This window comes from Streptomyces pyxinicus, from assembly GCF_024753135.1.
In the GTDB taxonomy this organism is placed as follows: domain Bacteria; phylum Actinomycetota; class Actinomycetes; order Streptomycetales; family Streptomycetaceae; genus Streptomyces; species Streptomyces pyxinicus.
This window is the reverse complement of record NZ_JANUGP010000015.1, coordinates 128,927-154,098: the sequence shown is the minus strand read 5'-3', so window position 1 is coordinate 154,098 and position 25,172 is coordinate 128,927. Positions and strand designations below refer to the sequence as shown.

The 25,172-nt window shown below is 72.1% G+C and carries 18 protein-coding genes, 1 pseudogene and 2 riboswitches; of the genes and pseudogenes, 12 read left to right on the top strand and 7 right to left on the bottom strand.

All coding sequences use genetic code 11. The annotated features are described in order from the left end of the window. The first annotated feature begins 19 nt into the window (after window positions 1-19). The 3 genes from NX794_RS20605 to NX794_RS20595 all read left to right on the top strand — a co-directional run bounded on the left by NX794_RS20605 (window position 20) and on the right by NX794_RS20595 (window position 4,096). Window positions 20-1,720: an alkaline phosphatase family protein gene (locus NX794_RS20605; protein WP_258780074.1), complete on the top strand. Its 1,701-nt coding sequence runs from the start codon at window positions 20-22 to the stop codon at window positions 1,718-1,720. Between the two features lie 97 nt (window positions 1,721-1,817). Continuing rightward, window positions 1,818-3,089 carry an MFS transporter gene (locus NX794_RS20600; RefSeq protein WP_258780073.1) on the top strand — a complete coding sequence of 424 codons (1,272 nt, stop codon included), beginning with the start codon at window positions 1,818-1,820 and terminating at the stop codon, window positions 3,087-3,089. Next, the gene (locus NX794_RS20595) at window positions 3,086-4,096 is read left to right on the top strand and encodes a TolB-like translocation protein (RefSeq protein ID WP_258780072.1); all 1,011 of its coding nucleotides are present in this window, start codon (window positions 3,086-3,088) and stop codon (window positions 4,094-4,096) included. The genes NX794_RS20600 and NX794_RS20595 overlap by 4 nt, the downstream gene beginning before the upstream one ends. A 334-nt stretch (window positions 4,097-4,430) precedes the next feature. Here NX794_RS20595 and NX794_RS20590 read toward each other — a convergent pair whose 3' ends face one another. The 4 genes from NX794_RS20590 to NX794_RS20575 all read right to left on the bottom strand — a co-directional run bounded on the left by NX794_RS20590 (window position 4,431) and on the right by NX794_RS20575 (window position 9,254). Next, on the bottom strand, window positions 4,431-4,934 hold the full coding sequence (locus NX794_RS20590; RefSeq protein ID WP_258780071.1) for an NAD-binding protein: 504 nt from the start codon (window positions 4,932-4,934) through the stop codon (window positions 4,431-4,433). A 300-nt stretch (window positions 4,935-5,234) separates the two neighbouring features. Beyond that, window positions 5,235-6,608, bottom strand: coding sequence for an NAD-dependent succinate-semialdehyde dehydrogenase (locus tag NX794_RS20585; RefSeq protein ID WP_258780070.1), 1,374 nt, complete (start codon window positions 6,606-6,608; stop codon window positions 5,235-5,237). Between the two features lie 404 nt (window positions 6,609-7,012). Continuing rightward, on the bottom strand, window positions 7,013-7,366 hold the full coding sequence (locus tag NX794_RS20580; RefSeq protein ID WP_258780069.1) for a PRC-barrel domain-containing protein: 354 nt from the start codon (window positions 7,364-7,366) through the stop codon (window positions 7,013-7,015). Window positions 7,367-7,682: 316 nt separating this feature from the next. Further along, on the bottom strand, window positions 7,683-9,254 hold the full coding sequence (locus tag NX794_RS20575) for a sensor histidine kinase (RefSeq protein ID WP_258780068.1): 1,572 nt from the start codon (window positions 9,252-9,254) through the stop codon (window positions 7,683-7,685). Window positions 9,255-9,366: 112 nt separating this feature from the next. On the opposite strand from NX794_RS20575, the gene NX794_RS20570 reads away from it, so the two are divergent. After that, window positions 9,367-10,152: a response regulator gene (locus tag NX794_RS20570; RefSeq protein ID WP_258780067.1), complete on the top strand. Its 786-nt coding sequence runs from the start codon at window positions 9,367-9,369 to the stop codon at window positions 10,150-10,152. Window positions 10,153-10,819: 667 nt separating this feature from the next. Here the strand turns inward: NX794_RS20570 and NX794_RS20565 are convergent. Further along, window positions 10,820-11,263: an ATP-binding protein gene (locus NX794_RS20565; RefSeq protein ID WP_258780066.1), complete on the bottom strand. Its 444-nt coding sequence runs from the start codon at window positions 11,261-11,263 to the stop codon at window positions 10,820-10,822. A gap of 158 nt (window positions 11,264-11,421) precedes the next feature. Between NX794_RS20565 and NX794_RS20560 the strand changes: the two genes are divergently transcribed. Together NX794_RS20560 and NX794_RS20555 are read left to right on the top strand one after the other, a co-directional pair. Then, entirely contained in the window at window positions 11,422-11,799 is a 378-nt protein-coding gene (locus NX794_RS20560; RefSeq protein ID WP_258780065.1) for an STAS domain-containing protein, read from the top strand. A 394-nt stretch (window positions 11,800-12,193) separates the two neighbouring features. Continuing rightward, window positions 12,194-12,319: riboswitch (cobalamin riboswitch) on the top strand. Window positions 12,320-12,483: 164 nt separating this feature from the next. Continuing rightward, window positions 12,484-12,972, top strand: coding sequence for a DUF4430 domain-containing protein (locus NX794_RS20555; RefSeq protein WP_258780064.1), 489 nt, complete (start codon window positions 12,484-12,486; stop codon window positions 12,970-12,972). 12 nt (window positions 12,973-12,984) lie between these two features. Here NX794_RS20555 and NX794_RS20550 read toward each other — a convergent pair whose 3' ends face one another. After that, a complete protein-coding gene (locus tag NX794_RS20550; RefSeq protein ID WP_258780063.1) occupies window positions 12,985-13,905 on the bottom strand; it encodes a cobalamin-binding protein in 921 nt (306 codons plus the stop codon). 41 nt (window positions 13,906-13,946) lie between these two features. After that, window positions 13,947-15,359 carry a prenyltransferase/squalene oxidase repeat-containing protein gene (locus NX794_RS20545; protein ID WP_258780062.1) on the bottom strand — a complete coding sequence of 471 codons (1,413 nt, stop codon included), beginning with the start codon at window positions 15,357-15,359 and terminating at the stop codon, window positions 13,947-13,949. A 121-nt stretch (window positions 15,360-15,480) separates the two neighbouring features. Next, a riboswitch (cobalamin riboswitch) is annotated at window positions 15,481-15,556 on the bottom strand. A 383-nt stretch (window positions 15,557-15,939) separates the two neighbouring features. On the opposite strand from NX794_RS20545, the gene NX794_RS20540 reads away from it, so the two are divergent. The 6 genes and pseudogenes from NX794_RS20540 to NX794_RS36090 form a co-directional block, all read left to right on the top strand. Beyond that, window positions 15,940-18,672 (top strand): prenyltransferase/squalene oxidase repeat-containing protein, encoded by a 2,733-nt coding sequence (locus tag NX794_RS20540; protein WP_258780061.1) that lies wholly within the window; start codon window positions 15,940-15,942, stop codon window positions 18,670-18,672. After that, window positions 18,669-19,580, top strand: a complete 912-nt coding sequence (locus NX794_RS20535; RefSeq protein WP_258780060.1) for a dihydrolipoyllysine-residue succinyltransferase component of 2-oxoglutarate dehydrogenase complex — start codon at window positions 18,669-18,671, stop codon at window positions 19,578-19,580. The genes NX794_RS20540 and NX794_RS20535 overlap by 4 nt, the downstream gene beginning before the upstream one ends. A 5-nt stretch (window positions 19,581-19,585) precedes the next feature. Then, entirely contained in the window at window positions 19,586-20,755 is a 1,170-nt protein-coding gene (locus NX794_RS20530; RefSeq protein ID WP_428985935.1) for an energy-coupling factor transporter transmembrane component T, read from the top strand. Then, on the top strand, window positions 20,752-22,404 hold the full coding sequence (locus NX794_RS20525) for an ABC transporter ATP-binding protein (RefSeq protein WP_258780058.1): 1,653 nt from the start codon (window positions 20,752-20,754) through the stop codon (window positions 22,402-22,404). Before NX794_RS20530 ends, NX794_RS20525 begins: the two co-directional genes overlap by 4 nt. Continuing rightward, window positions 22,401-23,219 carry an ECF transporter S component gene (locus NX794_RS20520; RefSeq protein ID WP_258780057.1) on the top strand — a complete coding sequence of 273 codons (819 nt, stop codon included), beginning with the start codon at window positions 22,401-22,403 and terminating at the stop codon, window positions 23,217-23,219. Before NX794_RS20525 ends, NX794_RS20520 begins: the two co-directional genes overlap by 4 nt. Before the next feature lie 202 nt (window positions 23,220-23,421). Beyond that, a pseudogene (locus NX794_RS36090) lies at window positions 23,422-25,143 on the top strand (nSTAND1 domain-containing NTPase); the annotation flags it as partial. Window positions 25,144-25,172: the final 29 nt, after the last annotated feature.

Below are 25,172 nucleotides of genomic sequence, written 5' to 3'. Positions count from 1 at the left end.
TCCGAGGAGGTCACCAGACATGCGGTCATCCCGCATCGCAACCCTGGCCGGAGCCACGGTCCTCACCGTCGTGACGGCGCTGGGCATGCTCCCTTCGCACCAGGCGAGACACCTCGCCGACACACCCGTCGCCTCGGCCGTGCCGCAGTTCGACCATGTCGTCGTCGTGATGTTCGAGAACAAGAACTACTCGACCATCAAGGGCGGCTCCAGCGCTCCCTACCTCAACTCCCTCGCCACACAAGGAACGCTGTTCACCAACGCCTTCGGAATCACCCATCCGAGTCAGCCGAACTACATCTCCCTGTTCTCCGGCTCCCAGCAGGGCGTCAGCAACGACGACTGCGTCACGTCGCAGTTCAAGACCGGCAACCTCGGACAACAACTCCTGAACGCGGGCCGCACCTTCAAGGGATACTCGGAAGGCCTGCCCAGCGCCGGGTACACGGGATGCAGCAGCGGCAACTACCGCAGCAAGCACGCCCCCTGGGTGGACTTCCCCACCGTCAGCGGCTCGGCGTACAACGTGCCGTACTCCACCTTCCCGAGCGACTACGGCAAACTCCCCACCGTCTCCTTCGTCATCCCCGACATGTGCAATGACATGCACGACTGCTCCGTGGGGACCGGCGACGGCTGGATCAAGAAGAACCTCGACGGGTACGCGCAGTGGGCCAAGACCCACAACAGCCTGCTGCTCGCCACCTTCGACGAGGACAACTTCACCTCGGTCAACCAGATCTACACCGTGGCCGTCGGCGCACACGTCAAGGCCGGCTACCAGTCCGGCACCCAGATCGACCACTTCAACGTGCTGCGCACCATCGAGGACATGTACGGTCTGACCCCGCTCGGCAACGCCGCGAACAAGTCGCCCATCACCGACGCCTGGACGTCCTCCACCTCGGCCCTGGCCGTCACCGATCCAGGCGCCCACCGCGGCCGAGCCGGTCAGGCCGACTCCCTGCAACTGTCGGCGTCCGGCGGCACCACCCCCTACACCTGGTCCGCCGCCGGACTGCCCGCCGGGCTGTCCATCGACTCGGCGACCGGACGTGTCTCGGGCACGCCGACGACCTCCGGCAGTTCCAGCGTCACGGCGACCGTCAAGGACGCCGCCGGCGCGACCGCCTCCACCACCTTCACCTGGACCGTCACCGCGTCCGGTGGCGGAACGGTGGTGTTCACGGACGACTTCGAGTCGGACCAGGGCTGGCGGGTGAACGGAGCGGGTTCGGACACGGCGACGTCCGGGGCGTTCGAGCGGGGCGTGGCACGGCAGACGACGTCCACGCACAGCAACCAGGTCAAGCAACTCCCGGCGGCGTCGGGATCGTACGCCCTGACCACGGGAGCGGCGGCCGGCAGCGCGTATGGGGACAACGACCTGGACGGCGGCAGGACAACGGTGTTCTCGCCGTCGATCACGCTGCCGACGGGTGGTCCACTGGCGCTGCGGTTCTCCTACAACGTGGCCAACGGCGACAACTCCGGTGCAGACGACTACCTGCGGGTGCGGGTGCTGGACGGCACCACGCCCACCACGGTGTTCGAGCAGACCGGTTCGGCCAGTGAGGTGGCCGGCCAGTGGCGGACCGCGACCGCCGACCTCTCGGCGTTCGCGGGCAAGTCCGTGCGCGTCTATCTGGAGGCGGCCGACGACGGCACGGCCAGCCTCTTCGAGGCCCAGGTCGACGACCTCAGCATCACTCAGGACTGAGGGCCTCCCTGTCACCGGCCGGGGGCGGCACACCACACGCGTCCCACCCCCGGCCCGCCCCCTTCCCGACCGCTGCCCGAGGAGGCGACGTCCGGCCGTGTACCTGTCCACCATCGACCGACCCCGAGGCGACCACACGCGCCGGGGCGTGCGCGGCACCGTCGCCGCGGTCGGCTCCAACGTCCTGGCACTCGGGACGGTGAGCCTGCTCACCGACGTCTCCGCGGAGATGGTCACCGCCGTCCTGCCGCTCTACTTCGTCCTCGCCCTGCACCTGGGGCCCGCCGCGTACGGCTTGATGGACGGTCTCTACACCGGGGCGACCGCCCTGCTGCGGCTGGCCGGAGGCTACGCCGCCGACCGGAGCCGCAGACGCAAGGCCGTCGCCGGAGCCGGCTACGGCATCTCGGCCCTGGCCAAGCTGGGTCTGGCGGCCGCCGGATCCTCCCTGCCCGCCCTCGGCGCGGTCATCGTCGCCGACCGGGCCGGCAAAGGACTGCGCAGCGCGCCACGGGACGCGCTGATCACCCTCTCGGTCCCCGAACCCCTGCTGGGCCGCGCGTTCGGCATCCACCGGGCGATGGACAGCATGGGCGCCTTCGCCGGGCCGCTGGCCGCTCTCGGCGTCCTCGCGGCCGTCGGCACGGCATCGCCGGCCGCCTTCCACGCCCTGTTCCTCACCAGCTTCTGTGTCGCCGCCGCCGGGCTGCTGGCCCTGGCCGCTCTCGCCCGCGACCACCACGACGAGCGCCCGGTCCCCCCGGCCGCCGTCAGCCTCCGGAAGGCCGCCGCGCTGCTGCGGTCCGCGCCACTGCGCAGGCTGCTCTGTGCCGCCGGGCTGCTGGGCATGGCCACGGTCGGAGACGGCTTCGTCTACCTGCTGCTGATGCGACGCCAGTCCATGCCCACGGGCTGGTTCCCGCTCATGGCGGTCGGAACCAACCTCGTCTACCTCCTCCTCGCCGCGCCGCTGGGCGCACTCGCCGACCGGTACGGCCGTCGCACCGTGCTGATGGCCGGCTACGGCGCCCTCCTCAGCGTCTACCTGCTGCTGTGCGCTCCCCTGTCCGGCGCACCGGTGACCGTGGCGGCACTGTGCTGCTACGGCGCCTTCTACGCCGCCACCGACGGCGTGCTGATGGCCCTGGCCGGCCCCCTCCTGCCGGCCGGGCTGCGTACCACCGGCCTGGCCTGCGTGCAGACCGTCCAGGCCCTCGCCTACTTCGGTTCCTCCGCGGCCTTCGGTCTGGCCTGGTCCAGTTGGGGGAGCGGCAGGGCGACCGGAGCCGCCGCCGGAGCCACGGTCCTGGCACTCATCGCCACGGCGCTCCTTCTGCGGGGCCGCACGGACCGGGGAGCCGGCGCATGAACCTCCGCGGCGCACGCGTGCTCGCGGGTGCGGCGGCCGTCGTCGCACTGGCTGTCCTGGCGGCCCTGTCCATCGCCCACGCCCGAGAGAACGCGTCCCCCGCCCGGTCCGGGGCCGGAGGGGTCTCGCTCGCCCCGGGGCCACGGCTCGTGGCACGCAGTACCGCGCCGGGCACCGACGGACGTCTGATCTCCGTACCGGCGGCCGCCCCGGCGGGCAGACGATCCGTCTCGTCCCTGTCGTGCGCGAGGGTGTACGCGGCCGGCGGCACGGGGCTGTGCCTGCACCTCGACCACGGGCTGACGACGTATCGGCTCGCTGTCCTCGACACGGGCCTGCGGACCACCCGGGACATCCCCCTGGTCGGCGTGCCCAATCGGGCCCGGCTCTCGCCCAGCGGACGGATGGCAGCCTGGACCGTCTTCGTCACCGGCGACTCCTACAACGGCGGACGCTTCTCCACCCGCGCCGGCATCCTCGACACCCGCACCCGGGAACTCGTCCCCACGCTGGAGGACTGGCCGGTCACCATCGCCGGCAAACCCCACCGTGCCGCCGACCGCAACTTCTGGGGCGTCACCTTCACCCCCGACGACCGGCACTTCTACGCGACCATGTCCACCGCCGGCCACCGCTACCTCGTCGCGGGCGACATGGCGACCCACCGCATGCGCGCCCTCAGAGACAACGTGGAATGCCCCTCGCTCTCGCCCGACGGCACCCGCATCGCCTTCAAGTCCGCCCGCCACGGTGACCCCGCCCGCGGCTGGCGCCTGTCCGTCCTCGACCTCGCGACCCACCGAGTGACCCCGCTCGCCGAGACCCGCAGCGTGGACGACCAAGCCGCCTGGACCGACCTGCACACCGTCGCCTACGCCCTGCCACGAGGGCGGGGCCGCGCCGACGTGTGGGCGGTCCCCACCGACGGCACCGGCACTCCCCATCTCCTCATCCCCGACGCGGAATCCCCGGCCGCCCTCGGCACCACCGCCCCAGAGGCCCAGTGACCAGCGCGTCCGGCCTTCACCGTGCGCAACGGCCCCGCCGACTCCGGCACGGTGGGCCCTGACGCGCCGCTCGTCTCTCCGCGATGGCACAGATCGTCAGGTGGCCTGCACCCTGTGCCGTGCGCACGGACCGACCTCTGCGGTTCGCCCGGCGCCACCGGCCGGGCCACAGCACCGGCACCCTCGTCCCCGCGATGAGCGCCGATCGGGCCGGCAGCATGGTCGACGTCACCCTCATGGCGGTCTCGACGGGCGTCCCAGGAGCCTTCGGCCACCGCGTGGGCACAGCCGCCCTCAACGCCTTGACCCGCGTCTGGACCGCCGGATTCAGCCCTCATGGTGTCCGCGTCAACTCGGCAAGAACGTGCCTTTGGGCCGTACCGCGCAGCCCCGACGCAGGGGCCCGTGCGGCGTTGCCGAAGGACGGCAGCGTTGCCGTGCAACACCCCGGCAGCAGTGGGTCCCCTAGGACGCCGACCTGCTGGGACCCCCGAAACGGCCAGCTGCAACGCCCGGTGACGGCCCGCGGTTCCGCGCCGTGGTCCAGGGTGGGGAGCAGCTTGCCGGGCTCGCCGGACACCCCGGTCAACTCGCGTCCGAGACACAGGTCCCAGGGGACACGCATGGCGTCGGGGACCAGCGCGTCCTGCTGTCCCAGCAGCCGGTCCTGCTGTCCGACGACGGTGACGTGGCTGCCTGCGGAGTGGCAGACATGGGCCGGCTCGGCGGCGATGTATCCGCCGCCGAGCACGACGACCGGGGGGACGACGGGCCGTCCGCCGGCGGCGACCACGACCCGGTCGGCGCCGACCTCCACCGGACCGTCCTCCGTCTCCACGCGACGCCGGCGGTCGCCGGTGAAACGCGTACGTCCGGGGGACGGTGACGCCGTCCGAGACCCGCCTGCCCTCCCCGCCGTCGTCGGAGACGGTGCCGAGACGGCCGAAGACCCGGTCGCGAACGCCGGGCCGGCGGATCAGCCGCAGCTCCGCGTCGGGGCCCGCAGGGATGACGGCGACGTCCAGATGGACGAAGCGGGCGTCGATGAGAGCGTGACCGTGCCCGCTACGACGACGATCAGATCATGACGGCGCACGCCCGGAGAGCTTCCGAAGAAGGAGGCCGGACACACGATCGGTCAGCGGACAATCCGAACGAGCTTGTGGTTGGCGAACTCCTCCATTCCGAACCGGCCCAGCTCACGGCCGAAGCCCGAACGCTTGACCCCGCCGAAGGGCAGCTCGGCGGCCGTGCCGGCCGGTCCGCCGACGAAGACCATGCCGGTCTGGAGCCGGTGGGCCACCCGCTCGGCCTGCTCGGCGTCGTCGGTCTGCACCGAGGCGCTCAGCCCGTAGGGGGAATGGTTGGCGAAGTCGACGGCCTCGTCCTCGGAACCGACCTTGAACAGCAGCGCGACGGGACCGAACAGCTCCTCCTGGTAGGCCCGCATGTCCGGGGTGATGCCGGCCAGCACCGTCGGCTCGTACCAGGCGCCCGGGCGGTCGATGCGCCGACCGCCGGCCAGCACGGTCGCCCCCTTGGACACGGCGTCCTGGACCTGCTCGTCCAGCGCCCGCACGGCCTTGTCCGAGGAGAGCGGGCCCATGAAGGTGTCGGGGTCGGTGGGATCGCCGGGGACGATCGCGCGGACCGCCTCGGTGTACTGCTCGGCGAAGGTGTCGTAGTGCTCGTCCAGTGCGATGATCCGCTTGGCGGCGTTGCACGCCTGGCCGGCGTTGGCCATCCGCCCCATCAGGGTGTTCTTCACCACCCGGGACATGTCCGAGGCGCCGAGAACGAGGTAGGGATCGGAGCCGCCCAGTTCCAGCACGACCTTCTTGAGGTGCCGGCCGGCGATCTCGGCCACCGCCGCTCCGGCCCGCTCGGAGCCGGTGAGAGAGACACCTTGGACGCGGTCGTCCCCGATCAGATCCGCCACCTGGTCATTGGTGGCGAAGACATTGACGTACGCGCCCTTGGGCAGCCCCGCGTCCAGGAACAGCCGCTCCATCTCCAGGGCGGACTCCGGGCACTGCGGCGCGTGCTTGAGCAGTACGGCGTTGCCGAGCATCAGATTCGGCGCGGCGAAGCGGGCCACCTGATAGTAGGGGAAGTTCCACGGCATGATCCCCAGCAGCGTGCCGACCGCTTCCTTGCGAATGACGGCTCGCCCGCCGGAGGCGACGTCGATCTCCTCCTCCTTCAGGAAATCCTCGCCGTGATCGGCGTAGTACCGGTAGATCGAGACGACCGTGCCGATCTCGCCGAGGGCCTGCTTGACCGGCTTGCCCATCTCCCGGGTGATGACTGCGGCAAGCTGTTCCTTGCGCTCCTCGTACAGATCGGCCACCCGGTGCAGCACGGCCGCGCGCTCCGACGGTTCACGGGCGGCCCACGCGCGCTGCGCGGTGTCGGCGGACTCCAGCGCCGCACGCAGATCGGCGTCGGTCGCGGTCGGGTACTCCCGCACGGTCTCGCCGGTCGCGGGGTTGACGATTCGGTACTTCTCCATGACGTGTGACGTCCTCTCGTTGTCCGGCCCGCCCCCGGTCCGCTTCGTCCGGGTCGCCCCGTCCGGAAAGCCGCAGGTGGCTGCGCTGAAGCCGTACGTTTTCGGGTGGTATGGGCGACCGCCTACCCGCCGGACGGACCGGGACACCCGGACCTGCCGTCTCCTTTGAACCATCCGAGGTCCGGCCCGGGCGCCCGTCGAGCGGCGCGACCGGCCCACGGGCGGTGTCCCGCGTGCACCGTGGGGCCGGCGCGGCCCGAACACCGAAGGCCTGGTCGGCTCAACCCGCGCAGGGTTCGGTCGCACCGCCGCGTGCGCCCGGTCGGCGCACGGCCCACCGGGCGCACGCGAAGCGGGGCCGGCCGGGACGTCCCGGCCGGCCCCGCTTCGCGGTACGACTGTGGTCAGGCGCGGCGCTGGTTCTGGTAGTAGCCGCCGATCTGGTCGTGGTAGCCGGTGTCGCCGACGTGCTTGTCCTTGTCGAACTCCGGGGAGTCCTTGATCTGGTCCTTGGTGAGGGCGACATAGATCTTGCGCTCGGCCTCGTCGACGGACTGCACGGTGCCCGCCGGCAGCAGGACGTGCTTGCCGAAGATCCACACACCGGTGTCGACGACCAGGTACGAGGAGTTGACGTCGTCCGAGTGCTTGTCGACCTTGCCGATGCTGCCATCGGTGGCCTCGACCTTGTATCCGATCAGGTCGGTGCCCGCGACATAGCCGGCGGTCGGCTGGTAGCCCCAGATGTTGTCACTCATGAAGCGGCTCCCTCTTCGAGATGGGTACGGCTCAGGTCACACGGCTCGGAATCGGCCGGATATCGAGGACTTGGAATTCTGTGATTCACCCTCAGGGCTCCGACTGCCCCATGTTCCGGATCCGATACATAGAAGAGGCGAGGAAAATTCCTGGCCGCTCACCAGCCGCTCCGCCTCCCCCAGGACGCATCACGCGACCGAGAGGGCGCACGACCAGGGGATTGCGCCTGAGGAGGTGGTTCGGGGCGCCGCACACCTTCGCACACGGCCTGAGCGGGTCTGTTGCTTGGTCGCACCTGGCCGGTGGCAGGGCTGTCTACGGCTGGCGCGTGCCTTCGCCGGCGGGGAGTGTGAAGGTGATGCGGGTGCCGGGTCCGGTGGGAGGTTCGAGGGAGATGGTGCCGCCGTGGTGTTCGACGACCTTCTTGCACATGGCGAGGCCGATGCCGCTTCCGGGGTAGCGGTCCTTTGTGTGCAGGCGCTGGAAGATGACGAAGATGCGGTCGGCGTATTCCGGATCGACGCCGATGCCGTTGTCCGTGACGGTGAAGCGCAGCAGGGTGTCTTCGAGGCTCACGCCTATATGAATCTCGGGGGTGCGGTCGGGGTCCCGGAATTTGACGGCGTTGGAGAGCAGATTCTGCCAGAGCATACCGAGTTGGCTGCTGCTTCCGGTGACGACGGGCAGGTCGTCGCGGGTGATGCGGGCGCCGGCTTCCTCGATGGAGACGCTGAGGGTGTCCAAGGTCAGGTCGACGAGGGCGTTCAGGTCGACGGACTCGGTGTCGTGGGGGACGCGGCCGATCCGGGAGAAGGCGAGCAGGTCGTTGATGAGGACCTGCATGCGGTTCGCGCCGTCGACGGCGTAGTTGATGTACTGGTCGGCGCGGGCGTCGAGATGGCCGGCGTAGCGACGCTGGAGCATCTGGGTGAAGGTGGAGACCTTGCGCAGGGGTTCCTGCAGGTCGTGGGAGGCGATGTAGGCGAACTGCTCCAGTTCCTCGTTGGACCGCCTGAGATCGACCGCCTGTTCGTCCAGGAGCCGGCGCCGGCGCTCGCTGACGGTGAGTTCGTCTGCCAGTCGGCGGCGCATCGACTCGATGTCCGACCCCAGGTGGCGCAGGTCCGCGGGTCCGGACGCGGTGATGGGGTGGGTGAAGTCACCGCGGGTGACTCGCCCGGCGTCCTCGCTGAGGCGGCCCAGCGGGGTGGTGACACCGCGGCGCAGGCCCTCGGACACGGCCGCGACCATCAGCACGATCACCAGCGCGATGGCGGTGAAGACCCAGTTCCGCAGCCGCTGCGCGGCCGTGAGGTCGTCCACGGCGTCGACACGGGCCTGACGGAAGTGGTCCTGCTGGGCCGTCATCGCCTGCCGAAGGTGGTCGAAGCGGGCCTTGCCCTCGGCAGCACGGTCCGTGGCCAACTGCACCGGAGCACCCGCGGGAGCACTGGACACCGGGGTGGCCACGCGCCGCTGCCACGTCTGCGCCCGGCCGAGAACGGCCGCGAGGTCGGCCCGGCCGCGAGCGTTGCCGGCCAGCAGCCGGCGGAGCGTGCCGACGGCCGTCTTCTCCTCGGCCAGTCCCTGCCGGTAGGGCTCCAGGAACTGCTCCTGGCCGGTCATGCCGTATCCGCGGACGCCGGTCTCCTGGTTGACCAGCGCGGTCTCCAGCCGGATGGAGTTCGTCAGCGAGGGGGAACGGGTGTTGACGAGTTCGTCGGTGATCGAGCTGGCGCGGGCCATCGCCCACACTCCCACAACGCCGAGAAGGATCAGTACGACAAGGGCCGTGCCCATGCCGGCACGCAGCCAGTGGCGGGTCGTCCAGTGCGCTGGGCTCGCCTCGCGGCCGGCCATCTTCCGGCGTGCCTGACCTGCGGTCATCCTCGGTACTCCTCGCTCAGGTGGCCGCCCAGACGTGTCCGCGGCGGACACACTCTACTGGCATGACAACGACAGTTGTCATCGAGGAGAAAGTGGTCATACAGTGAGCCGTATGCCAGGCATCCACTTCTCTCTACGGATGACCGACGACGAGATCGCGGAGATCACGATTCGCGAGGTCGACGAACTCGTCACACAACTCGTGTCGGAAATGTGTGTGCTCCAGCGTGGCCCCGTGGAGCACACCCGTGAGCAGGCGACCGCCCTGGCACACCTCCATTTGCTCACCCACCTGAAGCGGGCGGTGGAGGAACTGGAAGCACAAGCAGCCCACTGGGCCGCGGGCGCTGGAGCCGGCTACCCCCAGATCGGCCGGGCTTCCAACATGACCCGCCAGGGCGCCCGCCGCCGCTGGCCGGGACTGCTCGACCAGCAACCCCGTCCGCCCCGAAACCGGGAGTACCCGATGATGACAGCCCCTGCCCGCCCCTACGACGTCCTGCTCGTGGAGGACGACGAGGCCGACGCTCTTCTCATCGAGGACGCCCTCCTGGCCCGTGGTGCCCGCAATCTCACCCAGGTCCACGACGGCGTCGCCGGCCTCGCCTACCTGCGCGACCCGGCCAGCCCCCGCCCCGACCTGATCGTCCTCGACCTCAACATGCCCCGCATGAACGGCCGCGAACTGCTCACGGTCATCAAGGAGGACGCGGACCTGCGTACCATCCCGGTCGTCGTTCTCACCACCTCCTCCGCCCCGGACGATGTCACCGGCGCCTACCAGAAGCACGCCAACGCCTACGTCACCAAGCCCGTCAACCTTGACGACTTCGAGCGCGCGGTCCAGAGCATCGACGCTTTCTACCTGGAGACCGTCACCCGACTCCCGAGCAGCTGACAACCCTGATCCTGGGGGCCGCCGGCCCGAACGAACCGAAGGGCCGGGGCGCACGACCACCTTGCCCCGGACTCGTCCCCGGCCTCGAACGCGCTCCCTCACCAGCGCGGGCACATGCGGGCCGGATACGGCCGCCCAGGCCATGCAGAGTATGTACGTGCGACCGTGGTGGGGCGAGAGACCGTCCGCCCTGTATCGCGGGAGCGATGGCGGCATGGGTCTGGAAATCGCCCCTCCAAGGGCATCCGGGCTCGACGGCTGCCCCGCCCTTCCTACTCCGATGGTCGGCTGAAGCCCCGCATCACGTCTCGCCGGGTAGTCGACTGCCCTTGACGACCACACCTCTTTCAACGGTTCAGCCCCGGCGAGCGCTGCTGTCCGCGCCGTCCTGTTTCCGGGGCACGCTGGGATGGCTGTCTCTGTCTGCCTGCCGAGTGGTGGCGGCCATGCCCTTTTCGACGATTGCCGAGCCGCAGGTCGCGCCGGTGGCGGATGACGGGCTGGTGGGGAGAGCCGGAGCGGGTGCAGGAGGAGAACCGGCACGCCGTCGCCCTTCAGCACTACGGCGAACTGAGCCGCCACTCCGCCATCAGATCGTTCGGACCGCGCGTCGGCACCGGAGTAGGGATGCGCCAGACGAAGATCCCGCGAGCCCGCTCGGGAAGTGTCACGCACCCACCGTCAGCGGGGTGTCGTGGCCGTCGGCGAGGGGGAGGCGGGCGGTGATGCGTTTGCCGACCGTGGTGGGCTCGGCTTCGAGGCTGTGGGCGACGGCCTTGACGATCTCCAGACCGTGCTGCCCGACGCGGCCGGCATCGGCGGCGCGGGCCTCGGGAAGGACGGGGGCGGAGTCCCACACCGCGATCTCGACCATGCCGCCTTCGACCCGCAGATCCATGAGCGCCGGGCCCGGCGCGTACTTGCCCGCGTTGGTGACCAACTCGCTCACCACCAGTTGGGCCAGATCCGCGGTGCGCTGGGAGACATCGAGGCAGTGGTCGGTACGGGCCTGTTCGAGGAAGCCGAGGGTCAGATGCCGTGCTTCGGCGATACAGGCTCCGCTTCCGTCCAGCTCGACCGTCACCTGGAGCGGCCGCTCACCGTCGGTCACCGCCGCCTCCTCATGAACGATCCGACTTTCTGCCCACAAAACACCCCGCCCCGATCGCGCGTACCCGGCCCAGCGCGACTGATTCCCTGCCCCCGGGACGACCCTCAGCGCCTCGGTACCGTTTCGGACGCGGGGCACGGTGTGCCAGTATCGGGCACGTGACTGATGGATCAAAGACCGGGGCGGAGGACAGCGCGATGGCTGGTCCGCTGCTGGTGGCCTCCGCCGTGAGCGGCGGCGTACGGGTCCTGACCGTAAGCGGTGAAATCGACCACCACACGGGCGGAACGCTGCGTGAGGCCCTGGGCGCCTCGGGAACGGCTCATCCACGGGTGGTCGCGGATCTGCGCCGGGTCTCGTTCATGGACTCCAGCGGCATCAACATCCTCATCAGCGCCCACCGCTCCCTCACCGAGGCCGGCGGCTGGTTGCGCCTGGCCGCCCCCTCGGCACCGGTCCTGCGGACGGTGCAGATCGTCGGCCTGGACGCGGTCATCGACTGCCACCCCACCGTGGACCAGGCCCTGGACCGCTGACGCCGGCCCGCCGTCGCCGAGTCGCCCCGCACCGCCGGGGAACGCGAGCCGAGGTGGAAGAACGCGTCGGTCAGGGTGGGCTGCATGCCGAAGAGCCCGTCAGCCGACACGACAGCGCCTTCCTCACTCACCTGTCCACCATGACCGGACGCCGAAGCCGGGTGGGGCCGCCGAGGAGGGAAGCCGTTCGAGACGAGGATGCCCGACTCCCGGCCGGGAGAGATCAGTGGCGGGAGCCACGCGCCGTGGGGTGACGCTCTGGACCGGGGGAGGCGGGACGTCGGCGTACCGGGCCACCGCTCCTCGGGGATTCGCGAGGATCGTCCCGTAGGCGAGCTGCGTGAGGCGCTCGATCTGACCGGGCGTCACCCGGCGAGGTCCGGCGCGCGTGCGGACGGTGGGCACGACAACCGCATAGGTGCGCGACTGGGGTAAGCCGGTGCGATTCCGGCGCTGACCCGCAACCGTGTGCGGCCGTGCGGCCGCGAGTCGGGATGCCCGGCGTGTGCCGTGATCGCTTCCCACTGTCATGGTCTGCAGCGCGGAGCCGAGAGCCTGGTTCGGGTCGGCCCTGGTGCGGTGTGTCCGGTCGGCGTACGCCGCGAAAAAGGACCCGCTTCTCAGGTGCCGGTCCCCGCGCGTACGGCGACGGGCTACGGGCCGCCCCATAGAGAGGCTCCAGCCATGCACCGTACGTCCGTACACCGAACCCTGATCGCCGGGACCGCCCTCGGACTCGCCCTCGCCTCCGCGCCGGCGGTCGCGCATGCCACGAGCACACCCGGCACGAACGCCCCGGTCCGGGTGACCCTGACCGTGCGGGGTCCCGACGGGGTGCTGTTCAAGGCGAAGATCAGGACCCGGGGTCACGAGGTCACCACCGCGACCGGCGGCACGCACAGATGCGACGGCACCAACGGCGGGGCCAACCCGTCCGCCGTACCCACGCCGACGGCGGCCCTCGACGACGCCGCGCGCAAGCGGCACGTCACCTGGGACGGCACCTGGTACGCGTCGTTCGACGACTTCTCCGTCGACACCATCAAGAAGGTCAGCGGGGGCGGCAGCGCCTACTGGAACATCTCGGTCAACGGGACCCCCACCCCGGTGGGCGGCTGCCAGTTCAAGCTGAACGCCGGTGACAAGGTGGCGTTCGCCTGGACGGCGTTCTGACCCCGCCCGTCGTCACCGGCCGGGGTACGGACGTGCCTCGGCCGGTGTGACCGGCTCTCCCGCCCGGACGCCGTGCAGGACGTGGGCGAGCACTTCGGCGCCCCGCACCACGCGTGGCCCCGGGCGGTTGAAGTAGGACGGGCCGTCGAGCACCCACACCCGGCCGGACCGGACGGCGGGGAGATCCGGCCAGCCGGGCAGACCGGTGAGCAACTCCGTCTCCCGAAGGGTGCGTTCGGGCGGGAAACCGCACGGCAGGACCAGCAGCACGTCCGGCCGCGCGGCACGTACCGCCTCCCAGGTCATCGGCTTCGTGTGCTCGCCGGGCGCGGCGAGGAGAGGCTCGCCGCCCGCGGTCGCGATCTGCTCGGGCACCCAGTGCCCCGCGGGCCACAGCGGGTCGAGCCACTCGATCGCCACCACCCGGGGCCGCACGCGCCCGGCGACCGCGTCCCGGACCCGGTCCAGCCGGCCGAGCAGCGCCGCCCGCCTGGCCTCCGCCCGCGCCCGGACGCCGAGCAACTCGCCCACGGTGACCAGGCAGTCCAGCACGTCCCCGAGGGTGCGCGGCTCCAGGCTGAGGACCCGGGTGCCGGCGTCCAGCAGGCGTACCGTCCGGCTGACCTTCTCGTACGACACCGCGCACACGTCGCACAGGTCCTGGGTGAGGACCATGTCGGGGCGCAGTTCCGCGAGGGCCCGCGTGTCCAGCGTGTAGAGCGACGAACCCGCATGCGCCGAGCCGCCGACGGCGTCCGAGATCTCCCTGCTGGTGAGCGTGTTCTGATCGAGGTCCGCGCCGGTCACCACGGGTACCGGCGCGACGTCACGCGGTGGCCAGTCGCACTCGTGGGTACGGCCGGCCAACTGGCCCGACAGTCCGAGTTCGGCGACGATGTCGGTCGCGGCGGGCAGCAGGGAGACGATGCGCATATCCCGACTGTAGATCCCGCCGCTTCCGGCCGCCGCTGCCGTCAGGCGCCCCAGCGCACGGCGATCGTGTCACCGACGCCCACGGCCGTGCCCCTCGTCGCGGAGCTGAACGCCGAGCCGTCGATGCTCACCTTCCAGGTGTTCGATCCGCTGTTGGCCTTGCCGTTGACGGCCGTGACGGTTCCGCTGCCGGAGGCCGGGGTGACGCTCGTGACGCAGCCGGACGGCGTGGCGGCACCGGTCGCGGCATCGAGGACGGCGCCCAGCGTCGTGGTGGAGCCGGTCGGGGTGAGGGCCACGGAGCACACCTTCAGGCCGCCCGCGCCGTCGTCCACGGTGAGCGCCAGCTTCGTGGCCGTACCGGAGGTGAGGGAGGACTGGGCCACCCACTGCGGTGCGCCCGGCGTGGTGGGGACCGGCGGGGCGGCCGTGAAGCCGCCGCCGGCGACGGCTCGCAGCCCGTCGATCGAGGAGTACGCCGTCGGGGAGGTGTCGGAGGGCAGGTACTTGAAGCCGCCGCCCGGGTTGAACTGCTGGGCGATCAGGAAGTCCACCGGCGTCTTGCCCATGGAGGTGAGGAAGTCACCGGTCTGCGGGTTGATGCCACAGGCGTTCAGACCGGACACCGCCCAGCCGTTGGAGTCGGTGTTGATGCCGAACATGGCGTTGAACGCACCGCTGCCGGGCACCAGCTTGCTCTTCAGGAACGCCTTGGCCTGCGTGATGTCGGTGTCGGTGTTCGGCACGCCCGACACACACAGCGCCGCCATCGCCGCGCCGGTCATGTCGATGTCGCTCGCGGTGGCCAACTGGCTTGCGTTTCCTTCGGCCTTGCCGTAGTTCCAGCCGCCGTCGTTGTGCTGGTTGGCTCGGATCCGGGTCACCACGGCGTCACGCAGCGCCTGTGGAATACGGGCCTGCCCGGACTGGGTCTTCGCCCCGTTCAGGGCGAGCGCGGCGAACACGGTGCCGTTGAAGTTCGCCGACGGACCGAAGTAGCCGGGCTCGGCGGTCTGCCAGTAGCCGTACTGGTCGGCGATCAGGTTGCGGGACGCGGAGACCCGGGCGGGGTCGATGCCGGCGGCGAAGGCGTTCAGCGCGGCGCGTTCGTAGTCGGTGACGACGGGGCTGCTGGACGGCCAGCCGGCGGTGGACAGCAGGTTGCGGTAGACGGTTCTCGCGTTCTTCGTCGTGTCGCCTCCGGGTGTGACGTCCACGGCGGCGGTCCCGGCCGAGGCGAGGGCGCTGAACGCCCACTCGTTGGACAGCCCCGAGCCGGCGTACGAACCGTCCGGCGCCTGAAGGGACTTGAGGTAGGTGACGCCGTTCGTCCTGGACGTGGCGATCTGGGCCGGGGTGGAGGTCGCCGACGCGGGCACCGTGCCGAGCACGAAGGCGCCGAGTGCGGCGGCGACGGTGAGGGCGGTGCGGCGGTGGGACAGCGAACGGGGCATGGCCTGCTCCTTGGATGGAGGACGCCGGCCGGACCCGGTGCCGGCCGGTCGAGGCCCGGAGCAGCGGGGATGGCCGCCGTCCGGGACGCGTGGACCGGCTTCCAAAGGTGCTTCACCGCTTGGGCATTCGGGCTCGGAACGGCCCTCCGCCGTCCCACACCGCTGCGCGTCAGCCCCGGACTCCCACCGGGTTCCCCCACTCGGCAGACCGGGACGGTACCCGACGCCCGTTCGGGCCGCCACCGCCCGCCCCGGTCAAGCCCGGCCACGTGGGAGAAAGCCTTGACGCTCGTGGTGAAGCGTGTTCAAATCCGGCTGATACGCAAGGAGTTCCAGGGGAAGCCGGTCGAATCCCGGCGCTGACCCGCAACCGTAGGCCCGGTCCCGCCGGGCGAGCCGGAATGCCTGGAGCGTGTTCATCAGCGACAGACGCCGTCGTGGACTGCGGCGTGGTGCGACCAGCTTCCGGAGCTGCCGGGTCCTCCCGTGCGCCGGAGGCCCCCTGCCACGTACACGTCCGCCTCGGGCCAGGCGCGAGGGGGCCGTGGTGGTGGAGACCGTGGAGCGAAGAAGCGGAGCCGTGGCAGCGGCCCCGCGACAGGTGCTGGCGTGGGCATCGGCCCTCTTCGTCCTCCTGGCCGCCTGCGTGACCTTCCTCACGGCACCCCCGGCCGCGGCCGACGGCACCGGTGACTGCACCGCGAGCCACGGCGCCGTTGTCGCCGTCGACTTCGGGCCGTTCGGCGGCAAGGTCGAGCGCGGCTGCGACACCACCCCCACCACCGGCTACGACCTCCTGCACGACGCCGGTTTCAGCACCACCGGCACCCAGCACGACGGCCCCGCCTTCATCTGCCGCATCGGATACGGAGCCTTCAACTCCGGTACGCCGTACCCGACTCCGGACAAGGAGCCCTGCGTCCTGACACCGCAGGCCACCGCCTACTGGTCGTACTGGACCGCCTCGCCCGGCCAGGACGACTGGACCTATAGCCAGTACGGCGCCATGGACCGCAAACTGAAGGACGGCGACGTGGACGCCTGGGTCTACGGCGGCACCGACGTCGGCGGCACCACCGGCGAGCCGGCCTTCACCCCCGACGACGTACGCGCCGCCGGAACCGGCACCCCCACCCCCGACCCGGGCCAAACCCCCACCGGCGCCCCGGGCAAGGTCGACCTGACCGCCGCCGCGACCTGGCTCAAGGGCCGCCTGACCGACGGCGAACGCATCGTGGACGACGGCGCCACCACGGCGAACTACCCGCTGACCGCCGACACCGCCTACGCGCTCGCCGCGACGGACGGCACGAGCGCCACCCTCGACAAGATCACCGGCTTCCTCGCCGCCCACGTCACCGACTTCGGCTACCCCAACGGCACCGACCAGGCGCCCGACGCCACCGCCGTCGCCCGCCTGGCGCTCCTCGCCGAGATCACCGGACGCGACCCGCGCGCCCTCGGCGGCCACGACCTCCTCGCCGCCCTCACGAAGAACGTGTGCGCGGCCGGCCCCGAATCCGGTGACACCACCCCCGGCTGCACTGCCAAGGGCGACTTCCGCTCCGCCTCGTACACCGAGGGCCAGGCCCTGTCGGTGCTGGCCCTGCTGCGCGCCGACGCCACGCCCCCGGCGGCCGCCGTCGACCGCCTCACCCAGCTCCAGTGCCAGGACGGCGGCGTCACCAGCATCCTCATCCGTCCCGGCGAGCACTGCGACGGCGACCCCGCCACCACCGCACTCGTCGCCCTGGTGCTGCACCGGGCCGGCGGCCACGACGACGTGGTGACCAAGGCCCGCGCCTACCTGACCAAGGGCCAGCGGACGGACGGCGCCTTCCCCGGCTACACCGGCGCCACCACCGGCGGCGTCACCGCGACCGCCTACGCCGCCCAGGCCCTGCGCGCCCTCGGCGCCACCGGCCGGGCGGACGCCGCCGTCGGCTGGCTGTCCCGGCACCAGCTCACGGGTGGCGGCTTCGGCTTCGAGGAGGGCGACACCGACCCCGCCCTCTACGCGACCCCGCCCGCCGTCCTCGCCGGCGCCGGCACCAGCCTCGTCACCCTCACGACGAAGAAGCCCACACCCCCGACCACACCCCCGACCGAGCCCACCGGCTCACCGGGCACGAGCACGCCCGCCCCGGGCGCCGGACCCGACCTGAAGAAGGGCGTCGCCTACCTCACCAAGGCGGCGAGCCTCAAGCAGGGCCGGTACTACACCGCCGGCACCGGATCGGCCCGTGCCGACTTCGGCCTCACCATCGACGGCGCCTACGCACTCGCCGCCACCGGACTGGACAACGCCGCACTCCGCGGCATCGTCGACTTCCTCGACCAGCGCGGCAAGGACGGCGAGGGCCGCACGGTCGACGACTGGACCGGCGTCGGCACCCGGTACGCGGCGGGCGGCTCGATCGGCAAGACCGCGCTGCTCGCCGAGGCCGTCGGCCGCGACCCCCGCCACTTCGCCGGGCACGACCTGGTCGCCGCGCTCGCCAAGGCCGTCTGCGCCGAGCCGAGCACCGCTCCCGACCGCTCCTGCGCCGCGAAGGGCGCCTACACCTACGCCCCCTCCGTCTTCGCGCAGTCCCTGGCCGTGATGGCACAGCTGCGGGCGGGCGAGAAGACGGCGGCCGCGCGGCCCCTCGCCTACCTGGAGAGCCTCCAGCAGCCGAGCGGAGCCTGGCCGAGCCTGATCCCCGCCACCGGCGACTCCGACGTGGACTCCACCGCCATCGCCGCCATGGCCCTCGACCTGGCGGGCGGCACCAAGGCGGACAAGTCCGTCGACAAGGCACTGACCTGGCTCTCCGCCGAACAGCTGGCCGATGGCGGATTCCCGGGCGCCGCCGGCGACTCGGTGAACTCCGCCGCCCTCGCCGTGCAAGGACTGTCCCTGGACGCGGACACGTACGCGGCGAAGATCGCCAAGGCGCGCGAGTTCCTCGCCTCCCAGCAGAACGCGGACGGCGGCTTCAACGTCGCCAAGGGCGGTCAACGCGGCTCCGACCTGCGTGCCTCCACCCAGGCCGTCGGCGGCTCCACCGGCATCTCCTTCGGCCGGCTGGAGCGCAGCCTGACCGGGACCTCGCCGCAGCCCGTGCCGAGCGCCCCGGACATCGTCACCACCGGTCAGTCCGGCGGCGGCGACCTTGGTACCGGCGCCGGGACCGACGGCGGTGGCGGGGTGCTCGCCGCCACCGGCGTCCAGGTCGCCGGCCTCGCGGCGATCGCCGCCCTGCTGGTGCTTGTCGGCCGGCGCACGGTGACCGCCGCCCGCCGCCGTACCGATGCGGGGAGCGAGCGATGAGGGGCGGGCGCCTGCTCCGGATGCTCGCCGCACTCGGCCTGACGAGCGCGGCGGTCGCCGCGACCGGCACCCCGGCCGCCGCCGCGCCCCAGCCCATGGGCCGCTGCACGAGCACCTCCGGTGCCGTCCTGGCCGTCGACTTCAGCCACTGGGGCGGTCCGGTCCTGCGCTCCTGTGGCACCACCCCGACGACCGGGTACGAGCTGCTCAACCAGGGCGGCTGGAGCACCACCGGCACCGGACACGACGGCCCGGCCTTCATCTGCCGCATCGGCTACAGCGGCTTCCAGCGCGGCAGGCAGTACCCGACGCCCGCCCAGGACGACTGCGTGCTCACCCCGCCGGCCTCCGCCTACTGGTCGTACTGGCACGCCGACCCGGGCGCCCGCGACTGGACCTACAGCCAGCTCGGCGCGATGCTCTACAAGCCCAAGCCCGGCAGCGTCGACCTGTGGATCTTCGGCGGTACGGACATCCAGGGCACCGAAGGCCGCCCGAAGGTCACCCCGGACCAGCTGCGCGCCCACAACACCCGGCCGCAGGGCGATGCCGGCAAGCCCGCGTCCACCCACAAGGCGCCGACGCTGCCGCCGGACGCCGACACCGGACCGGCTCCCGAGCGGCGGACCCCGCCTCCGTCCAAGACAGTGTCGCCCCAGCAGAAGCAGGGGCCGAGGACGTCCGAGAAGCCGAAGGCGCCGAAGCCGAGCAAGTCCCCGACCGGCAAACCGAGTACCCCCGCGCCCGCTGCCTCCCGCACCGGCACGCGGGTGGTGAACGCCGAACCCGCCGCTGACGCCGAGCACGACGCCGGCTCGCTCCTGCCGGTGGCCACAGGTGCCGGCCTCGTGGTCCTGATCGGCGGCGCCGCCGGATACGTGGCGTACCGGCGCCGGCGGGCCGGGTGAGCGCGGTGGCCCGTACGACCGTGGCGGCGGCGCCTCCCGCCACGGTGCCCGGCGCCGGCGGCCGGCGCCTCCCGCGCACCCTGCACCCGGTGGCCTGGTGGGTGTGGGCGCTCGCCCTGGCCACCGCCGTCAGCCGCACCGCGAACCCGCTGCTGCTGTTCCTCGTCCTCGCCGTCCTCGGCTACGTCGTCACGGCGAGGCGCACCGAGGCACCCTGGGCGCGGGGCTTCAAGTACTACCTGTACCTGGCCCTCACGGTCGTGGCGATCCGCGTCGTCTTCCGCGCCGTCTTCGCGACCGGCATCACCCCGCACGACCACTTCCTCTTCTCCCTCCCGCACCTGCCCACACCCGACTGGTACGCGGGCATCCGGATCGGCGGCCCGGTGTCGCTGGAGGCCCTGCTGTCGTCGGCCACCGACGGACTGCGGCTGGCCTGCATGATGTGCTGCATCGGCGCCGCCAACACCCTCGCCAACCCCAAACGCGCCCTACGGGTCCTGCCCGGGGCCCTGTACGAGCTCGGCGTGGCGGTCACCGTCGCGATCAGCGTGGCGCCGCAGCTCGTGCAGAGCGTGCAGCGCGTCGCCCGCGCGAAACGGCTCCGGGCGGCCCGCGCCCACGGGACGAAGGCGCTGCGCGGCATCGTCGTACCGGTCCTGGAGGACGCCCTCGAACGCTCCCTGCGGCTGGCCGCCGCCATGGACTCGCGCGGCTACGGCCGGGCGGGCACCGCGACCCGGCGCTCCCGCCGTGTGACCGGCGCGCTGATGCTGCTGGGGATGTGCGGCCTGTGCGCCGGCGCGTACGGCCTCCTCGACGCCACCGCGCCCGCGTTCCTCGGCCTCCCGGCGATGTCCGCCGGAGCCGCCCTGTGCGTGGCGGGACTGCGCCTCGGCGGCCGGCGCGTCACTCGTACCCGCTACCGCCCCGACCCCTGGAGCCTGCCCGAGTGGGCCGTCGCGGGCAGCGGGGTGCTCTCCGCCGTCCTGCTCTTCGCGAACCTCGGCTACGACCCCGCCCAACTGAACCCCAGCTTCTACCCGTTGACCTGGCCCGGTCTTCCTCTCGTCCCGACCGCCGCGATCCTCCTCGCCGGCACGGCCGGCTCCGTCGCCCCACCGCCCACACCCGCCCCCGCCCCCGCCTTCGCCCGGAGAGCCACCACCCCGTGATCACCTTCGACCAGGTCACCGTCCAGTACGAGGACGCGGCCGAACCCGCCCTGCGCGATGTCGACCTCACGGTGGAGGAGGGGGAGCTGTGCCTCGTCATCGGGCACACCGGGGCCGGCAAGTCCACCCTCCTCGGCGCCGTCAACGGACTGGTGCCGCACTTCACCGGCGGCACGCTGTACGGCCGGGTCACCGTCGACGGCCGGGACACCGCCGGCCACCCGCCGCGTGAACTCGCCGATGTCGTCGGTGTGGTCGGGCAGGACCCCATCGACGGCTTCGTCACCGACACGGTCGAGGAGGAACTGGCCTACGCCATGGAGCAGTTGGCCATCCCGCCCGCGACCATGCGCAAACGCGCGGAGGAGACCCTCGACCTGCTCGGCCTCGCTGACCTGCGCCACCGCGCCCTGCACGAACTCTCCGGCGGCCAGCAGCAGCGCGTCGCCATCGGCTCGGTCCTGACCGCCCACCCGCGTGTCCTGGTCCTGGACGAACCCACCTCCGCCCTCGACCCGACCGCCGCCGAAGAGGTCCTCGCCGCCGTCACCCGGCTCGTCCACGACCTCGGCGTCACCGTCCTGATGGCCGAGCACCGCCTCGAACGCGTCGTCCAGTACGCCGACCGGATCATCCACCTGCCCGGCGACGGCCACGCCCGCACCGGCCCGCCCGCCGAGATCCTGCGCACGTCCACGATCGCACCGCCGATCGTCGAACTGGGCCGTATCGCCCGCTGGTCCCCGCTGCCCCTGTCCATCCGGGACGCCCGCCGCGCCGCCGCACCGCTGCGGGCCACACTGGCGGACTGCACCGCCCCGCCGGTGCGGCCGCCGCTCCCGCCCGGCGACCGGGAAACGCTGCTGACCGCGCGCGGCATCACCGTCACCTACCACGGCGTCGCCGCCGTACGCGAAGCGGACCTCGACCTGTACGCCGGCCAGGTCACCGCCCTCATGGGACGCAACGGCTCCGGCAAGTCCTCACTCCTGTGGGCCCTCCAGGGTTCCGGACCGCGCCGAGCGGGACGCGTGCGCGTGACCGGCGGGACGAAGGGCGACGCGGATCCGCACACGGTGCCGCCGGCCGAGGCCCGCCGGCTCGTCGGACTGGTCCCGCAGACCCCCGCCGACCTGCTCTATCTGGAGAGCGTCGGACACGAACTCGCCCAGGCCGACGCCGAGTCGGGGACCGGACCGACGGCCCGCGCCCTTCTCGACCGGCTCGCGCCCGGCATCGACGACGCCGCCCATCCCCGGGACCTCTCCGAGGGGCAGAAACTCGCGCTCGTCCTCGCCATCCAGCTCACGGCCGCACCCCGGGTCGTCCTGCTGGACGAGCCGACCCGGGGCCTGGACTACCAGGCCAAGACGGCGCTGACCGACATCGTGGACGCCCTCGCGGCGGAGGGCCGCGCGGTCGTCATCTCCACACACGACGTCGAGTTCGCCGCCCGCGCCGCCGACCGTGTGGTGGTCATGGCCGAGGGTGACATCGTCGCCGACGGCCCGACCGCCGAAGTCATCCTCTCCTCACCCACGTTCGCCCCTCAGACAGCGAAAATCCTGTCCCCACTGCCCTACCTGACGACCCATCAGGTGGCACGCCGATTGACAGCGGCCGCAGGCGACGAGGAGACCCGGCCATGAGCACACCGACGGGCACACGCACCGGCACCGCCATCCGGCTGCCCCCGCGCGCCGGTGTCGTCATGGCGCTGGCCGCCTTCCTCGGACTCGTCGCCTTCTTCTGGCCGTTCGTGGTCGCGCCGGGCACGTTCGGTGCCAACTACGCGCCCCCGCTCATCTTCGGAGCCCTCCTCGTCCTCGTCCTGTGCGTGGTGCTCTCGGAGATCGCCGAGGGCGGCATCGACTCCAAGGCACTCGCCATGCTGGGCGTGCTCTCCGCCGTCAACGCCGCCCTGCGCCCGCTCGGCGCCGGCACGGCGGGCATCGAGACCGTCTTCTTCGTCCTGGTCCTGGCGGGCCGGGTCTACGGTCCCGGTTTCGGCTTCGTCCTCGGCTGCACCTCGCTGTTCGCCTCCGCCCTGATCACCGGCGGGGTGGGGCCGTGGATGCCGTACCAGATGTTCGGCTGTGCCTTCGTCGGCATGCTCGCCGGATTCCTCCCCCGGGCGAGCGGCCGGCGCGAGGTGCTGATGCTGGCCGGCTACGGCTCACTCTCCGGCTTCCTCTTCGGTTTCCTCCTCAACCTCTCCTTCTGGCCCTTCTCCCTGGACCCCAACAGCTCGATCGCCTACCTCCCGGGCCTGCCCTTCACCGAGCAGTGGCACCGCTACGTCGCCTTCGACCTGGCCACCTCCCTGGGCTGGGACACCGGGCGCGCGATCACCAACTTCGTCTGCGTCCTGCTGGCCGGCCCCGCCGTGCTGACCACGTTCCGCCGGGCGGCACGCAAGGCCCGCTTCCGAGCACCGGCCCGCTTCGCGGCGCGACGGGACTGAGCGGACGCGGCGGTCGGGTGGGGCACCGCTGCTCCGCCACCGCCGGCTCGGCGGTCAGCGTGGCCCGGTCGGCAGGCCGGCCCGGCCGCAGGTCCCGCGCGGCAGTGCGCGACACCTGTTCACACCGGCACTCCGAGCCGTCCGCCCTCTGCGCGGCGCCGTCCGGCAGCCGCGCCTCGCGGCTGGAAGTCTCCCGGCACGGATGCGCGGAGAGGGTAGTGAAGGCGCGATCGGGCAGGAGCGCCACGTATGGAGGGGAGGTGGGGCGGTGCCGAGGAAGGAACGGCCGCTCGATGCGGGGGACGGCCCGCTGTTACGGCTGGCGGAAGACCTTCGGCGACTGCGGAGGGAGGCGGGGGGCCCGACGTACCGGGAACTTGCCAGGCGCACACACTATTCGGCGGCGACGCTGTCCGCGGCGGCCGGCGGTCGGGTTCTGCCGACGCTGGCGGTGACGCTCGCGTACGTGCGGGGCTGCGAGGGCGCTACCGAGCAGTGGGAGAAGCGCTGGCGGACCGTCGCGGCCGAACTGGCTCACGACGATTCCGTACAGGCGGAGCGGGAACAGCAGGAGGAGCCGCCGTACACGGGGCTGGCGGCGTTCCGGAGCGAGGACGCGGAGCGGTTCTTCGGACGCGAGCGACTGGTCGCCGAGCTGGCCGGGCGGCTGGCCGGCGCACGACTGGTGACCGTGGTCGGAGCGTCGGGCGCCGGGAAGTCCTCGCTGCTGCGGGCCGGGTTGGTGCCCCGTTGGCGGGCCGAGCACCCCGGGCACCCGGTGGTGCTGTTCTCCCCGGGGCCGCACCCGCTGAAGCAGTGTGTGACGTCGCTGGCCGGGACCGACACCCCGCCCGCGGACGGTCGGCCGGGGGAGGGCTCGCCGGATGGTGGTGGCCGCGCCAGGCCCGCGGCCGAACGTGATCGGTCCGGGAGAGTGTCGGCTCCGCGAGATTCGGCGGCGGCCGGGCCGACCGGCTCCCGTGCTCTGGACAGCGCTGTACGCCGGCTGCTGGACACGGCCCCGGATACGGCCGAGATCCTGCTGGTCGTCGACCAGTTCGAGGAGGTCTTCACGCTGTGCCGGGACGACACGGAGCGGTTCCGCTTCGTCGACGCCCTGCTCGCGGCGGCTCTGTCGGCAGGGAGCCGCTGCCGGGTCGTCGTGGGCGTACGCGCCGACTTCTACGCACACTGCGCCGCCCACCCCGCTCTCGCGGCAGTCATGGCCGACGCCCAGGTGGTGGTCGGCCCGATGTCCTCAGGCGAGTTGCGGCGCGCGGTGACCCGTCCCGCCGTCCGGGCCGGCTGCACCGTCGAGGGCGCCCTGCTTGCCGACATCATGACGCAGGCCGACGGGCAGGCGGCGATGCTGCCGCTGGTGTCGCATGCCCTGCTGGAGACCTGGCGACGGCGGCGCGGCAACACCCTCACGTTGTCCGGCTTCCAGGCGGCCGGCGGCCTGGACGGCGGTCTCGCGCACACAGCGGAAGAGGTCTGGGGCACGCTCGACCCCGTCCAGCAGCGCATCGCCCGCCAGGTCCTTATGCGGCTCACGGCGCTCGGCGAGGGGACCGAGGACACCAGACGCCGTATCCGGCGCGACGAACTCGACTCCGGTGGCCCTGTCCGGATCGGCGGCACCGCCGGCACGGGCGGCGCGGAGCGCGGTGTCGGCCCGGATCCCGCGCCCGGCGACGACCGCACGGACCACGTCCCGGACCACGACATGGAAGCCGACACCGCACTGGTGCTGGAGCGGTTCGCGCGCGCCCGGCTGCTCACTCTCGACCGGGACACCCTGGAAATCACCCACGAGGCACTCATCCGCTCCTGGCCCCGGCTGCGCGGCTGGCTCACCGAGGACCGCGACGCCCTGCGCGTGCACCGGCACCTCACCGAGGCGGCGGCCGACTGGGAGGCGGTCCGGCGCGACCCCGGCGCGCTCTACCGCGG